The sequence below is a fragment of the Marinibacterium sp. SX1 genome, from assembly GCF_050389775.1.
Lineage (GTDB): Bacteria > Pseudomonadota > Alphaproteobacteria > Rhodobacterales > Rhodobacteraceae > Marinibacterium.
In genome coordinates, this window is the sequence record NZ_CP177144.1 from 1 (window position 1) to 14,087 (window position 14,087).

The window sequence follows — 14,087 nt, forward strand, 5'->3', positions numbered from 1 at the left end:
ACATGGTCCGCCCTGCCCTGCCGCATCCTCCCCGCCCGACTGGCCAGCCAACCCAGCCGCTCATCCGCCCTCCCACGCCCCAAGCCCCCAAGACCCTAGTGACATGCCCCTGATGCCCCGATCCCCGCGCATACCGCCGATCCCCCTGGCCCTGGCGCTGGCCGGGCTGATCCCCTTTGCCTGGGGCGCGCTGAGCTACCTGTCGCCCGGCCTGTCGGCCTGGGGCCTGCAGACCTTTGGCGCGCGGTTCGTCGGGCCTTATGTCCAGCTGTTCTACGGCTCGGTCATCCTCAGCTTCATGTCCGGGGTGCTCTGGGGCTTTGCCACCCGGGCGCCGGCCGGCCGGGCGGGCATCTGCTATGCCCTGTCGGTGCTGCCCGCCCTCTGGGCCTTTGTCATGACCGGCGGCGGGCCGACCAGCGCGGGGATGAACCTGATCTTCGGCTTTGCCGGTGTGCTGCTGATCGACGCGGCCTTCTCGGCCTGGGGCCTGACACCCGGCTGGTGGCTGCGGCTGCGCGTGGCGATGACCGCGCTGGTGATTGCATGTCTTTCGGTAGGAGTGATCTGGTGAGCGATGACAGGACGATCGGGTTCTACGATGCCCGGGCAGACGATTACGCGAGAACGGTCGAGGACCAGACCGACCCGATGCTGGCCCGGTTCATGGCCGGGGCGCCCACGGGCGGCCACCTGCTCGACCTGGGCTGCGGGCCGGGCCATGCCGCGGCGGTGATGGCCGGCGCCGGGTTCCGCGTCACGGCCTGCGATGCCTCGGCCGAAATGGTGCGGCTGGCCTCGGCCATGGCCGGGGTCACCGCCCGCCAGGCCCGGTTCGACGCGCTTGACGACGTGGCCGCCTATGACGGCATCTGGGCCAGCTATTCGCTGCTGCACGCCCCGCGCGCCGCCCTGCCCGGCCGCCTTGCCGCGGTGCATCGGGCGTTGACCCCGGGCGGATTGTTCTGCATCGGCATGAAACTGGGCACGGGCGAAAAGATCGACAGCCTGGGCCGGTTCTACAGCTATTACGGAGAAAGCGAGTTGGAAGATCTGCTTGGCGCGGCCGGGTTCGAGGTGACGGATCGTCACCTGAGCGAGATCCGGGGAATGTCCGGACAGCTGGAGGCCGGGATCACGGTCTTTGCCCATGGCTGAGCTCTTTGCCTATACCGATGGCGCCTGTTCGGGCAATCCCGGCCCCGGCGGCTGGGGCGTCCTGCTGCAGGCCAAGGACGGCGGCACGGTGATGAAGGAACGCACCCTGTCGGGCGGCGAGGCGGCGACAACCAACAACCGGATGGAGCTGATGGCCGCGATCACCGCGCTGGAGACGCTGGACAAGGCGTCGAAGATCACCGTGGTGACCGACAGCGCCTATGTGAAGAACGGGGTGACCGGCTGGATCTTCGGCTGGAAGCGCAACGGCTGGAAGACCTCGGCGAAGAAGCCGGTGAAGAATGCCGAGCTGTGGCAACGGCTGGACGCGGCGCAGGCGCGCCATGACGTGACGTGGAAATGGGTCAAGGGCCATGCCGGCCATCCCGAGAACGAGCGCGCCGACGAACTGGCGCGGGCCGGGATGAAGCCTTTCAAGGGTTAGGTCACGCGGGCCGGCGTAGGGCGGGGCTTGCCCCGCCGCGCCGGCGGCCATCCATCCGAAGGCCGCTCAGCGCCGGCGGCCACCCGGGCCGCGCGGCCCCTTCGGCCCGTAGATCTGCCAGAGCCAGATCAGCACCAGCGCCCCCAGGATCGCCCCGATCAACCCGGCCATGGCGCCCATCACCGTCAGCAGCAGCCGCAGCACCAGCCCGCCCAGCAGGGCGCCCAGGATGCCGACGACGATGGTCGTGATGATATCGGCCTCGATCCGCATCAGCCGCGTGGCAATGAACCCGGCGGCGGCGCCGATGATGACCAGAACGACGATGCTCATCGCCCGGTCACTTTCGCGGCCGCCAGTGGAACGGCACGATGACCAGCGCACCGATCGACGAGACGATGGCGTTCAGCCCCGGGCTCCCGAAGCCGATGCCGAACATGATGCGCAGAAAGAAGAACAGGAACGCCCCGCCGATGCAGATGATGATCGACGGGATCACCCCGTTGCGCGTCCAGCCGGTGCGTTCCGAGGCATATCCCACGATGCCCGCGATCACGACGGTGCCGAAGAGTGTCAGGAACATGGGGCCTCCTTCTGCAGGCAGGTGCCGGCCGCGACCGGGCGGCCGCGCAGGTAATCGCCCTGATCCTGCGCGCCCTTGCCCGCCCTTTGCAAGCGCAGGATCTCGACCGCCCCGCTGCCGCAGGCCACGGTCAGCCCGTCGGTCAGCACCGTGCCGGCCGGGCTGTCGCCCGGGATCGGCCCCGGGGCCAGGCGCGAGGCCAGCAGCTTGACCCGCTCGCCGCCGATCTCGGTCCAGGCGCCGGGAAAGGGTGACAACCCGCGGATCTGGCGATCGACGCTGTCCGCCGGCAGCGACCAGTCGATCCGGGCCTCGGCCTTGTCGATCTTGGCCGCATAGGTCACGCCCTCTTCGGGCTGCGGCTCGGCCACCAGGCTGTCGATCCGGTCGAGCGCCCGGGTGATCAGCCCCGCACCCATCGCGCTGAGCCGGTCATGCAGCCCGGCCGTGGTTTCCTCGGCCCCGATATCGGTTTCCTCGCGCAGCAGCACCGGCCCGGTGTCCAGCCCGGCTTCCATCTGCATGATGCAGATGCCGGTCCGGTCGTCGCCCGACATGATCGCCCGGTGGATCGGCGCCGCACCGCGCCAGCGCGGCAGCAGCGAGGCATGGATGTTGAGACAGCCCCGGGCCGGCGCGTCCAGCACCGGCTGCGGCAGGATCAGCCCATAGGCCACGACAACGGCCACATCGGCCTCCAGCGCGGCAAAGGCGGCCTGTTCCTCGACGCCTTTCAGCGACACCGGGTGGCGCACGGCCAGGCCAAGCGCCTCGGCCCGGGCCTGCACCGGCGACGGCCGTGGCTTCTTGCCCCGGCCGGCCGGGCGCGGCGGCTGGCAATAGACGGCGGCGATGTCATGGCCGGCATCGACCAGCGCCTGCAGCACCGGCACCGAGAAATCGGGCGTGCCCATGAAGATGATGCGCATCAGTCCTCCCGGGGGGTGGCCATCTTGCGGGCCTTGCGCAGCAGCATGTCGCGCCGCGTGCGGCCCAGGTTGTCGAAATACATCCGCCCGTTGAGGTGATCGATCTGGTGCTGCACACTGGTCGCCCACAACCCTTCGAAATCGTGGCGGTCGATCATGCCCTGGCCGTTGAGAAACCGCACCGTCACCCGGGCCGGCCGTTCCAGCCGGGCCGAGACGCCCGGCAGGTTGGGGCTGGCCTCGTCATGGGCGCGCAGCTCGGTCGAGGCCTCAAGGATTTCGGGATTGGCCAGCCGGATCACCCGGCCGCGCTCGGCGGAGGCATCGACAACGGCCAGCCGCAGCATCACGCCGATCTGCGGGGCGGCCAGGCCAACGCCGGGCATGGCTTCCATCGTGTCGATCATGTCCTGCCAGGTCGCGCGGATCTCGTCGGTGATCTTCTCGACCGGCTCGGCCGCGGTCCGCAGGCGCTTGTCCGGCCAGGGCAGGCAGCGGCGGACGCTCATCGCCCGCCCCCGTCGTAATCGGCCTCGGCCATGCGCCGCACCTCGGGCGAGACCCGGTCAAGGGTCACGATGCCGTCGAGGTGGTCCAGCTCGTGCTGGGCACAGACCGCGGCAAAGCCCGTGAACCGGTCTTCGCGCAGCCGGCCGGCCTCGTCTGTCCAGGCCATGGTCACGGCCTCGGGCCGGGCCACGTCGATCAGCACGCCGGGGATCGACAGGCAGCCCTCGCGGGTCGTTTGGATATCGGGCGCGCGGTCGATGACCTGGGGGTTGATCAAGGCCAGCGGCGTCCGCGGCCCGGCCTTCCAGGTCACGTCCATGACAAAGACCCGCTTGAGCACGCCGACCTGCGGCGCGGCCAACCCGCGGCCCGGCGCGGCATACATCGTGTCGAACATGTCGCTGACCAGCCCGCCGACATCCTCGTCGGCCCCGACCGGCGCGCAGACCCGCGACAGCAGGGCATCGGGCCAGCGCAGGATCTCGCGCTGGGCCATCAGGCGCGGGCCTTCTCGCGCTTGAGCTTCTGCATCTTGCGGGTGATCATCTGGCGCTTCATCGGCTTGAGGTAATCGATGAACAGCTTGCCATCGAGGTGGTCGATCTCGTGCTGCACGCAGGTCGCCCACAGCCCGTCGAACGTCTCGGTCTGCTCGCGCCCGTCCAGATCCATCCAGCGCACCTCGACCTCGGCCGGCCGGGTGACATCGGCATATTGCTCGGGGATCGACAGGCAGCCTTCCTCGTAGGTGTTCAGCAGGTCCGAGCCGGCGACGACCTGGGGGTTGACCATGACCACCGGGCGCGGCGGCAGGGTTTCGTCCTTGACGCAATCCATCACGATCACCCGGTCCAGCACGCCGATCTGCGGCGCGGCCAGGCCGATGCCCGGGGCGTCATACATGGTTTCCAGCATGTCGTCGGCCAGCCGGCGCAGGTCGTCCGTGATATCGGCCACGGGCGCGCAGACCTTCTTCAGGCGCGGATCGGGATGGATGAGAATGGGGCGCTTCATGGCCATGGATGTAAGCGATTGACCGGTCTGCCGCAACGCCCCTTGCACCCGGGGCCAAATGGCATAGCGTCAGCCCGAATGCACGGAAAGGACATGGCATGACGACGGATCCGGATTTCGACGCGGTGATCGACCGGCGCGGCACGGGCTGCGCCAAGTGGGACGCGATGGACAAGCTCTACGGCGTGTCGCCCGACGAGGGCCTGTCGATGTGGGTCGCCGACATGGATTTCCGCCCGCCGCAGGTCGTGCTGGACCGGGGCCGCGCGCTGCTCGACGACGGCATCTTCGGCTATACGACGGGCGATGCCGGCTTTCACCAGGCGGTGTCCTGGTGGATGGAAAACCGCCATGGCTGGACCGTCGCGCCCGAGACGATGTTCACCACGACGGGCATCGTCAACGCCGTGGCGCTCTGCCTCGACACCTTCACCCGCCCGGGCGACGGCATCGTGCTGTTCACCCCGGTCTACCATGCCTTTGCCAAGACCATTCTGGGCGCCGACCGGCGCGTGGTGGAATGCGAAATGCCCATAGTCGACGGGCTCTACACGCTGGATTTCGACGCCTGGGATGCCCAGATGGACGGGTCGGAAACCGCGCTGATCCTGTGTTCGCCGCATAATCCCGGCGGCCGTGTCTGGACCCGGGCCGAGCTGGAGGGCATCGCGGCCTTTGCCCGGCGCCACGACCTGCTGCTGATCTCGGACGAGATCCACCACGACCTGGTGATGCCCGGCCAGCAGCATGTGCCCACCGCGCTGATCGACGGCGTGACCGACCGGCTGGTCACCCTGGCCGCGCCGTCCAAGACCTTCAACCTTGCCGGGCTGCATACCGGCTGCGTGATCATCGAAGACGAGGCCCTGCGCGCGAAATTCGCCAGCCGCAAGGAGGCGCTGCGGGTGGCCAGCAACGTCTTCGGCGTCGAGTTCGCCACGGCGGCCTATTCGCCGGCGGGGGCGGAATGGGTCGAGGCGCTGGTGCGGTATCTCGACGGCAACCGCCAGGTCTTTGACGCCGGGATCAACGCGATCCCCGGCCTGCGTTCGATGCCGCTGCAGGCCACCTATCTCAGCTGGGTCGATTTCGCGGGCACGGGCATGAGCCCGGAAGAGGCGCAGCAACGGGTCTACAAGGGCGCCCGGATCGCGGCCAACGAAGGCCATACCTTCGGCAAGGGCGGTGACAGCTTCCTGCGGTTCAACATCGGCATGCCGCGCAGCCAGATCGAAAAGGCCGTCGAACGCATGGCCGCGGCCTTCGAAGACCTGCAATAACGCCGCCGCCCCCGGTTGCGGCCGGGGGCATGGCCGATGGCGCAGGCGATGTGCGGGGCACCCTCAGCGGGGCAGCAGCGCGATGGGGGTGTCGGGATCGCGGGCGTGATCCAGCGGCGGGCTGTCATGGGCCGCCGTGTTGCGCTTGAATTCATAGCGCATCTCGCCGCCCTCTTCCTCGGAAGCCACGATCAGGCATTGGTAGAGATGCTGCGACCCGTCATAGACATCGACCAGCCCGCGCAGGGCCGGCACACGCTCGGCCTCGACGGCAAACCCCGATCGCCAGAGCCGCAGCACCGGCCAGGCCTCGCCGCCGACCAGCACGCGCAGGCGGTTGCGCTTGCGCAGCTTGGCCATCCGCGCGGCATCCAGATCGTCCCTCACTTCCCTCGGCAGGTAGGTCGACATCACAGAATCTCCCGGTCTTCCGTCCTTCAAGGAAGCTATGCCAGACACCTGTTAATCAACCCTGACGAAAGGCTCGAAAACCCGCTGTTGCCCCGGCGCATCAGCCACCCCGGAGCCCCCGCCCGGTGCCCCAACCCAGACCGCGCCTTGGTGCACCATTGCAGAGGCCCTGCGCGCCGCAACAGTTGTGACATCGCGCCCGGCCGCCTTACCTTTCCCGCGATGGCAACCGCAGGAGGACCCCATGGGACAGCTGATCGACGGCATCTGGCACGACAATTGGTATGACACCAAATCGACCGGCGGCGCGTTCAAGCGCTCGACCTCCAGCTTCCGCAACTGGGTCACCCCCGACGGTCGCCCCGGCCCCAGCGGCGAAGGCGGTTTCGCCGCCGAGAGCGGGCGCTACCATCTTTATGTCAGCCTTGCCTGCCCCTGGGCCCACCGCGCCCTGATCTTCCGCAATCTCAAGGACCTGGCCCCGCATATCTCGGTTTCGGTCGTGCATCCCGACATGCTCGACAAGGGCTGGACCTTCGCCACCGATTTCGATGGCGCGACGGGCGATGACCTGTTGGGCAAATCCTGTCTCTACGAGGTCTACCAACAAGCCGAACCGGGCTGCACCACCCGCGTCACCGTGCCCGTCCTGTGGGACAAGCAGCGCGGCACCATCGTGTCCAACGAAAGCGCCGAGATCATCCGCATGTTCAATTCGGCCTTCGACGGAATCACCGGCAACACCCTGGATTTCCACCCGCCGGCCCTGCGCGCGGGCATCGCCGAGGTCAACGAGCGGATCTACGACACGCTGAACAACGGCGTCTACAAATCCGGCTTCGCCACCTCGCAACAGGCCTATGACGCCGCCGTGCACCCGCTGTTCGACACGCTCGACTGGCTCGAAGAGCGGCTGGCCGGCCAGCGTTACCTGATGGGCGACGAGATCACCGAAGCCGATTGGCGGCTGCTGACGACCCTGTTGCGCTTCGATCTGGTCTATCACACCCATTTCAAGTGCAACCGGGCGCGGATCGTGGATTACCCCAATATCTGGGGCTACACGCGCGAGCTCTATCAATGGCCGGGCGTGGCCGAGACGGTGCATTTCGGCCATATCGTGCGGCATTACCATTACAGCCACGACACGATCAATCCGCACCGGATCATCCCGATCAACCCCTCGCCCGATTTCACCGCCCCGCACGGGCGCGATCAGCGCAGCGCGGCGTAGTAATCGACCATGGCGGCCAGGTCTTCGGGCCGGGTCGCCGCCGGCACATAGGCGCAGGCATTGGGCGAATGGGCAAAGATCGACCCGTCCGAGAAGAAGGTCGTGTTGGTCACGAAGATCACCCGCGCCTCGGGGCAGCGGTAATTGGCGAAATCCGAGACCGTCAGCGCGCTGCCGTCCTGCAGGACCAGGTCGACGACCAGGATGTCGTATTCCGCCTCTTGCAGCGACACGATCGCCGCTTCCTGCGAGGTCACCAGGTCGACATCGGCGCCCATGCGCTGCAGATGCCGCTGCCACATGCAACCAAGTTCGGGCTTACTCTCTACGATCAAGACGTTCATGGGCACCGCTTTCAGCCGCAGGACGCTGTCGGCTGGCCCATTGATGCGCTTTATGCGTTAACAAACGATTAATGAATCTGAGGAGCGGGTTAAGATTGCGAGGAATTCCATGCCCTGCGCAGACAACGAGCGCAGGCCGCGCTCATGGCCCGGGCGTTTGCCCGGCAAACGGGCAATGATCCGCCCCGACCGGGCGGGCCGCCCATGCTGAGCGGGCCTGTCTGCCTCATCCTGGCTATGGCGCTGGATGCAGCCCTGGGCGAGCCGCGCTGGCTGTGGTCGCGCCTGCCCCATCCGGCGGAGCTGATGGGCCGCGCGGTGGGCTGGCTGGATCAACGGCTCAACCGGGGGCCGGGCCTGCGGCTGCGCGGGCTGCTGGCGCTGGCAATCCTGATGGCCGGGGCCGGCGGGCTGGGATGGCTGCTGGCGCAGCTGGGCCCGGTGGTCGAGATCCTCTGCGCCGCGATCCTGCTGGCCCAGCGGTCGTTGGTCGAACATGTCGGCGCCGTGGCCGATGGCCTGCGCCGGGGCCTGCCCGGGGGGCGGCAGGCCGTGGCCATGATCGTCAGCCGCGACACAGCCGACATGGACGCTCCGCGCATCGCGCGGTCGGCCATCGAAAGCGCGGCGGAAAACCTGTCGGACGGGGTGATCGCCCCGGCCTTCTGGTTCCTGCTGGGCGGGCTGCCCGGCATCCTGATCTACAAGGCCGTCAACACTGCCGACAGCATGATCGGCTACCGCACGCCGCGCCACGAGGCCTTTGGCTGGGCCTCGGCCCGGATGGACGACCTGCTGAACCTGGTGCCGGCCCGGCTGACCGCCCTGCTGATCGGCCTGTCCCATGGCCGCCTGCCCTGGGCGGCGATCCGCCGCGATGCCCGCCGCCACCGCTCGCCCAATGCCGGCTGGCCCGAGGCGGCCATGGCCCGGGTGCTGGATGTCGCCCTGGCCGGCCCGCGCAGCTATGACGGCCAAATGCGCGAACTGGCCTGGGTGAACGGCCGGGCCCGGCGCGAGATCGACGCGGCGGAAATCGATGCGGCGGTGTCCTGCCTGTGGCGCAGCTGGCTCGCGGGGCTGTTGCTGGTCCTCGCGATGGCGCTGCTGTAGGCCTGTACCAGCCTGAATGCCAAAGCCGGGAAGACCTGATGCGACACCTCTCTTTCGCCTGTTTCACCGCCCTCGCCCTGTCTGCCGGCCCGCTGGCCGCCCAATGCGGGGGCGATTTCCCCGGGTTCATCGACGGGCTGAAGACCGAAGCCGTGGCCGCCGGGCATGATCCGGCCACCGTCGATGCGTTCTTCCGCAGTGCCCGGCAGGATCCGGCCGTGCTGCGCGCCGACCGGGCGCAGGGTGTCTTTCAGCGGCCCTTCGTCGATTTCTCGCGCCGGCTGATCAGCCAGAATCGCATCGACCGGGGCCGCCAGAACGCCAGCCGCCACGGGGCGGTCTTTGACCGGATCGAGGCGCAATACGGCGTGTCGCGCGGGGTGTTGCTGGCCTTCTGGGCCTTCGAGACGGATTACGGGGCGGTGCAGGGCGATTTCAACACGCTGAACGCGCTGGTCACCCTGGCCCATGATTGCCGCCGGCCCGAGCTGTTCCGGCCACAGGTCCTGGCCGCGTTGGAGCTCTACGAACACGGCGATTTCGATCCGGCCACCACAACCGGCGCCTGGGCCGGCGAGATCGGCATGGTCCAGATGCTGCCCGGTGACATCCTGGAAAACGGTGTCGACGGGGATGGCGACGGGCATGTGCTGCTCAAGCAATCGGCCGCGGATGCGTTGATGTCGGGGGGCAAGCTGTTGTCGGGCCTGGGCTGGCGCGCGGGCGAGCCCTGGATCGAGGAGGTCACTGTGCCCGAGGGCCTGGACTGGTCGCTCTCCGGGCCGGGCAAGCCCCGCCCGTCTCGCGATTGGCAGGCCATGGGCGTGGTGGCCCGCGACGGCCAGATGGCCGACCTGCCGGCCTCGCTGATCCTGCCGCAGGGGCGCAACGGGCCGGCGTTCCTAGCCTATCCGAATTTCGACGTTTATTTCGAATGGAACCAGAGCTTTGTCTACGTGATGACGGCGGCCTATTTCGCCACCCGCCTGGAAGGCGCACCGATCTACCAGGCCGGCAATCCCGACCCGGGGCTGAGCGGCGAGCAGATGAAGGTGCTGCAGCAGAAGCTGGCGGCACGAGGCCATGACGTGGGCGGGATCGACGGCATCCTGGGCGCCGGGACACGGGCGGCCGTTCAGGCGGAGCAGGCGCGGTTGGGGATGCCGGCGGATGCCTGGCCGACGGTTGGGTTGCTGAACGCGCTGTGAGGGGCCGGGTCTTTACGGAAAATTAGCAAATTACCAATCTACTGGCCATTCCAGTAAGTGTTTCAGGTTCATCACCGAAACGCGCCCCGCAGAGGTCGCTCTCTACGGGGCTTCTCATACCCGGTCAGAAACCGGAAACGAGACGGATGATGGACACCAGCAGCGCAGCGGCTTTCAGGATCACCATCCACTTCCAACAAGCTTCTTGGTTCAGGGTCATCACGTCCTTCCACCGCGACAGGTCGCCGCGGAAGAACGCTAGGGATTTAGGGTCAATCGCACGTTAAAATCCGAACACCGAAATTAACCATTACGGGACGGCGGGCGGGGCGATGCCGCAGGCGAGCGTCGTCCCGCCTGCCCGGGGTCAGGCCACCATGGCCTCGGCCTTGCGCAGATCGACCGACACCAGCTGCGACACGCCCTGTTCAGCCATGGTCACCCCGAACAGCCGATCCATCCGCGCCATGGTCACCGCATGGTGCGTGATGATCAGGAACCGCGTGTCGGTCCGCCGGCACATCTCGTCCAGCAGATCGCAGAACCGCGTCACGTTGGCATCGTCGAGCGGCGCGTCGACCTCGTCGAGCACGCAGATCGGCGCCGGATTGGCCAGGAAGACCGCAAAGATCAGCGCCATGGCCGTCAGCGTCTGTTCCCCACCCGACAGCAGCGAGAGCGTCGACAGCTTCTTGCCCGGCGGCTGGCACATGATCTCCAGCCCGGCATCGAGCGGATCGTCGCTCTCCACCATGACCAGGTTGGCCTCGCCCCCACCGAACAGATGAGTGAAGAGCATGGCAAAGTTGCTGTTCACCTGTTCGAAGGCCGTCAACAGCCGCTCGCGCCCTTCGCGGTTGAGGCTGGCAATGCCCGAGCGCAGCGTGCGGATGGCCTCTTCCAGGTCGGATTTCTCCTTGACCAGGGCGTCGTGCTCGTCCTGCACCTCGCGGGCATCTTCCTCGGCCCGCAGGTTCACCGCGCCCAGGGCATCGCGCTGGCGCTTGTGGCGGTTGACCTCGGCCTCCAGCGCTTCGGCATCGGGCATTTCGGACGGATCGGTATCCAGCGCGGTCAGCAACTCGGCCGGCGAGCATTCGCGGTCATCCGCGATCCGGTCCGCCGCCTGCAACACGGCCTCGCGCGCGGCTTCGGCCCGGGCTTCGGCCCGCGCCCGGTTCTCGCGCGCCTCCGACGCCGCCCGTTCGGCATCGCGTTCGGCCTGGACCGTGCTGCGCTGGCGGGCCTCGCCGGCGGCCAGCGCATCCGAGGCATCGGCCTTGCGCGCCTCCGCCGTTTCCAGCTCGGCCAACAGGGTTTCCTGTTCCTCGGCCAGTTCCTCGGGCCGCTCCTTGGCCTCGCCCAGCTCGTCGGCCGTGGCCTCGCGGCGCTCTTCCAGCTCGGCAATCCGCGTGCCGGCGGTTTCCAGGCGATGCCGCCAGCCGCTCAGTTCCTTGGTCACGACCTGGCTGCGCTTCAGCCGGGCCTCGCCTTCGCGGCGCAGTTCGTCATGGGCCGAGCGGCGGGTCATCATCGTGATCCGCGCGGCCTCGACCACCTGCTTCAGATCCTCCACCGCTGCCCTGGCGCTGTCGAGATCGTCGAGGTCATGCATCTGCCGCTCGGCTTCCACGACCTGGCGCCGCGCCTCGGTGGCCTCGTCGCGGTGGCGCGCCAGCGCCAGGCCCAGGGTCTCCAGCTTGCCCTCGGCCAGGTTTCGATCCGCCTCGGCCCGGCTGAGCGCCCGGCCGGCGTCGGCCACCATGCGATCGGCCTCGCGGCGGGCCGTCCGCGCGGCGGCATCGGCATCGGCCAGCTCCTTCAGGCGCATTTTCAGCGCCTCGTGAGCCTGGGTCGCCGCCGCGGCACGCGCGCTGATTTCTTCAAGGTCGTTCTTCAGCGATTCCAATCGGTTGATCTGTTCCAGCCGCAGGGCCGCGGCCGAGGGTGCGTCTTCGGCCCAGGCCCGGTAACCGTCCCACCGCCAGAGGTCGCCCTCGCGCGTGACCAGCCGCTGGCCGGGTTGCAACGCGGCTTGCAAGCGGGCACCGTCTTCGGCTGTGACCACGCCGATCTGGCCGATCCGGCGGGCCAGCACATCGGGCACCTGGACCATGGCCGACAGCGGCTGAACGCCTTCGGGCAAGGCCGGAGCGTCGTCATAGCCCGGCAGGTCAACCCAGCCCGACGGGCCTTCGCGGCCCACGTGCGGGGCACGCAGGTCGTCGGCCAGCGCCGCGCCCAGGGCCTTTTCATAGCCTGCCTCGACGCGGATCGCGTCCATCACCTGGCCGCCCTCGGCGGTATCGCGGTCGACCAAACGCGCAAGGGCCGAAACCTCGGCCTGGATCGCGCCGACCTCGCCTTCGGCGGCCGACCGTTCGGCCCGCGCATCGGCCTCCAGCCCCTGGGTGTCGGTCAGCGCCTCGTCCGCCGCTTCCAGCGCCGCCTCGGCCTGTTCGGCCGCCAGCTGGGCGCGGGCCTCGGCACTGCGCGCCTCGTCACAGGCCGATCCGGTTTCGGCCAGGGTGCGGCGGGCAGCGGCCATGTTGGCCTCAGCCTGCTCGGCCGCAGCCTCGGAACGTTCGAGAGTCTTGTGGCTGTCCGACAGCAGCCGGGCCACCGATTGGTGACGCGCGGCCAGGCGGGCCACGTCTTCGGTCACCGTGCTCAGGTGCGATTCGCGGTCGGACAGGACGGCGGCTGCTTCCTGGGCCTGGTCGGCGGCCTCTTCCAGCTGGTCGTCGTGGCCCTCGCCGGCCTTGGCCAGCTCGCGCGCTTCCCATTCCAGGGTCTCGATCGTCTCGCCGGCATCGCGGTTCAGCCCGCGCTCGCGGTCGATGTCCCGCGACAGCTGTTCGATGCGGCTGGTCAGCGTGCGGATGGACTCTTGGGCCCGCTTGGATTCGTCCTCCAGCGCATGGCGGCGCACATTCATGCGCTGCACCACCGCCGCGGCAATGGCCTCTTCCTCGCGCAAGGGCGGCAGGGCTTCCTCGGCCGCTTCGCGGGCCGATGTCGCCTCGCGCACGGCATGTTCGCGCTGCGCCGCTTCCGTCGTGCAGGTCTTGAGCCCCTCGGCCGCCGCTGCCCGGGCCTCGTCGGCCTCGCGCCAGCGCCGGTAAAGCAGCAGGCCTTCGGCGCGCCTCAGCGATTCGCCGATCGAACGGTAACGCGCGGCCTGGCGGGCCTGGCGCGCCAGCTGCGCCAACTGCTGGGCCAGCTGTTCGATCACATCGTCGACCCGGGCCAGGTTCTGCTCGGTGCCGTTCAGCTTGAGTTCGGCCTCATGCCGCCGCTGGTACAGCCCCGAAATCCCGGCGGCTTCTTCCAGGATCCGGCGACGGGCCTTGGGCTTGGCGTTGATCAGCTCGGAGATCTGGCCCTGCCGGACCAGAGCCGGAGAATGGGCACCAGTCGAAGCGTCGGCAAACAGCATCTGCACGTCGCGCGCCCGGACATCCTTGGCGTTGGCCTTGTAGGCGGATCCAACGTCGCGGGTGATCCGGCGAATGACCTCCAGGCTGTCCTGGTCGTTGAAACCCGAAGGCGCCAGGCGGTCGGCATTGTCGATCTGCAACGACACTTCGGCAAAGTTCCGCGCCGGGCGGGTGCCCGAGCCAGCAAAGATCACGTCCTCCATGCCGCCGCCGCGCATGGCCGAGGGACGGTTTTCGCCCATCACCCAACGCAGGGCTTCCAGCAGGTTGGACTTGCCACAGCCATTCGGCCCCACGACGCCGGTCAGGCCTTCGTGGATGATCAGGTCGGTCGGGTCCACGAAACTCTTGAACCCGGTGAGACGGAGCTTTGTAAAACGCAACGGACAGGGCCTTTCGGCGATTCACGACGATTCCG

Annotated in this window: 16 protein-coding genes; 7 read left to right on the forward strand and 9 right to left on the reverse strand. The window is 68.4% G+C overall.

Features of this window, described 5'->3' with window-relative positions; translation table 11 throughout:
* Positions 1 to 112: 112 nt before the first annotated feature.
* The 3 genes from ACK3BB_RS00005 to rnhA are packed head-to-tail and all read left to right on the forward strand — an operon-like array spanning position 113 to position 1,603.
* Positions 113 to 574, forward strand: a complete 462-nt coding sequence (locus tag ACK3BB_RS00005; RefSeq protein ID WP_428926681.1) for a DUF3429 domain-containing protein — start codon at positions 113 to 115, stop codon at positions 572 to 574.
* Complete coding sequence (locus ACK3BB_RS00010; protein WP_428926682.1) at positions 571 to 1,158, forward strand: class I SAM-dependent DNA methyltransferase; 588 nt, start codon at positions 571 to 573, stop codon at positions 1,156 to 1,158. Before ACK3BB_RS00005 ends, ACK3BB_RS00010 begins: the two co-directional genes overlap by 4 nt.
* A complete protein-coding gene (gene rnhA / locus ACK3BB_RS00015; protein ID WP_428926683.1) occupies positions 1,151 to 1,603 on the forward strand; it encodes a ribonuclease HI in 453 nt (150 codons plus the stop codon). Before ACK3BB_RS00010 ends, rnhA begins: the two co-directional genes overlap by 8 nt.
* A 66-nt stretch (positions 1,604 to 1,669) precedes the next feature.
* Here the strand turns inward: rnhA and ACK3BB_RS00020 are convergent, their stop codons facing one another.
* Genes ACK3BB_RS00020 through def (ACK3BB_RS00045) form a run of 6 tightly spaced genes read right to left on the reverse strand, consistent with a single transcriptional unit; the run spans position 1,670 to position 4,639 of the window.
* Positions 1,670 to 1,936: a GlsB/YeaQ/YmgE family stress response membrane protein gene (locus ACK3BB_RS00020; RefSeq protein WP_428926684.1), complete on the reverse strand. Its 267-nt coding sequence runs from the start codon at positions 1,934 to 1,936 to the stop codon at positions 1,670 to 1,672.
* Positions 1,937 to 1,943: 7 nt separating this feature from the next.
* A complete protein-coding gene (locus tag ACK3BB_RS00025; RefSeq protein WP_428926685.1) occupies positions 1,944 to 2,186 on the reverse strand; it encodes a hypothetical protein in 243 nt (80 codons plus the stop codon).
* A complete protein-coding gene (gene fmt, locus ACK3BB_RS00030; protein WP_428926686.1) occupies positions 2,177 to 3,115 on the reverse strand; it encodes a methionyl-tRNA formyltransferase in 939 nt (312 codons plus the stop codon). Before fmt ends, ACK3BB_RS00025 begins: the two co-directional genes overlap by 10 nt.
* On the reverse strand, positions 3,115 to 3,624 hold the full coding sequence (gene def, locus ACK3BB_RS00035) for a peptide deformylase (protein WP_428926687.1): 510 nt from the start codon (positions 3,622 to 3,624) through the stop codon (positions 3,115 to 3,117). The genes fmt and def (ACK3BB_RS00035) overlap by 1 nt, the downstream gene beginning before the upstream one ends.
* Complete coding sequence (gene def, locus ACK3BB_RS00040) at positions 3,621 to 4,121, reverse strand: peptide deformylase (protein ID WP_428926688.1); 501 nt, start codon at positions 4,119 to 4,121, stop codon at positions 3,621 to 3,623. The genes def (ACK3BB_RS00035) and def (ACK3BB_RS00040) overlap by 4 nt, the downstream gene beginning before the upstream one ends.
* Positions 4,121 to 4,639: a peptide deformylase gene (def, locus tag ACK3BB_RS00045; RefSeq protein WP_428926689.1), complete on the reverse strand. Its 519-nt coding sequence runs from the start codon at positions 4,637 to 4,639 to the stop codon at positions 4,121 to 4,123. The genes def (ACK3BB_RS00040) and def (ACK3BB_RS00045) overlap by 1 nt, the downstream gene beginning before the upstream one ends.
* A 98-nt stretch (positions 4,640 to 4,737) precedes the next feature.
* On the opposite strand from def (ACK3BB_RS00045), the gene ACK3BB_RS00050 reads away from it, so the two are divergent.
* Complete coding sequence (locus tag ACK3BB_RS00050) at positions 4,738 to 5,919, forward strand: MalY/PatB family protein (protein WP_428926690.1); 1,182 nt, start codon at positions 4,738 to 4,740, stop codon at positions 5,917 to 5,919.
* 63 nt (positions 5,920 to 5,982) lie between these two features.
* Here ACK3BB_RS00050 and ACK3BB_RS00055 read toward each other — a convergent pair whose 3' ends face one another.
* Positions 5,983 to 6,330, reverse strand: coding sequence for a hypothetical protein (locus ACK3BB_RS00055; protein ID WP_428926691.1), 348 nt, complete (start codon positions 6,328 to 6,330; stop codon positions 5,983 to 5,985).
* 244 nt (positions 6,331 to 6,574) lie between these two features.
* Between ACK3BB_RS00055 and ACK3BB_RS00060 the strand changes: the two genes are divergently transcribed.
* The gene (locus ACK3BB_RS00060) at positions 6,575 to 7,564 is read left to right on the forward strand and encodes a glutathione S-transferase family protein (protein ID WP_428926692.1); all 990 of its coding nucleotides are present in this window, start codon (positions 6,575 to 6,577) and stop codon (positions 7,562 to 7,564) included.
* Here the strand turns inward: ACK3BB_RS00060 and ACK3BB_RS00065 are convergent.
* Complete coding sequence (locus tag ACK3BB_RS00065; protein WP_428926693.1) at positions 7,546 to 7,908, reverse strand: response regulator transcription factor; 363 nt, start codon at positions 7,906 to 7,908, stop codon at positions 7,546 to 7,548. The genes ACK3BB_RS00060 and ACK3BB_RS00065 overlap by 19 nt on opposite strands.
* A gap of 207 nt (positions 7,909 to 8,115) precedes the next feature.
* On the opposite strand from ACK3BB_RS00065, the gene cbiB reads away from it, so the two are divergent.
* Positions 8,116 to 9,021: an adenosylcobinamide-phosphate synthase CbiB gene (cbiB, locus tag ACK3BB_RS00070; protein WP_428928785.1), complete on the forward strand. Its 906-nt coding sequence runs from the start codon at positions 8,116 to 8,118 to the stop codon at positions 9,019 to 9,021.
* Positions 9,022 to 9,059: 38 nt separating this feature from the next.
* The gene (locus ACK3BB_RS00075) at positions 9,060 to 10,229 is read left to right on the forward strand and encodes a lytic murein transglycosylase (RefSeq protein WP_428926694.1); all 1,170 of its coding nucleotides are present in this window, start codon (positions 9,060 to 9,062) and stop codon (positions 10,227 to 10,229) included.
* A gap of 367 nt (positions 10,230 to 10,596) precedes the next feature.
* Here the strand turns inward: ACK3BB_RS00075 and ACK3BB_RS00080 are convergent, their stop codons facing one another.
* On the reverse strand, positions 10,597 to 14,052 hold the full coding sequence (locus ACK3BB_RS00080) for a chromosome segregation SMC family protein (RefSeq protein ID WP_428926695.1): 3,456 nt from the start codon (positions 14,050 to 14,052) through the stop codon (positions 10,597 to 10,599).
* Positions 14,053 to 14,087: the final 35 nt, after the last annotated feature.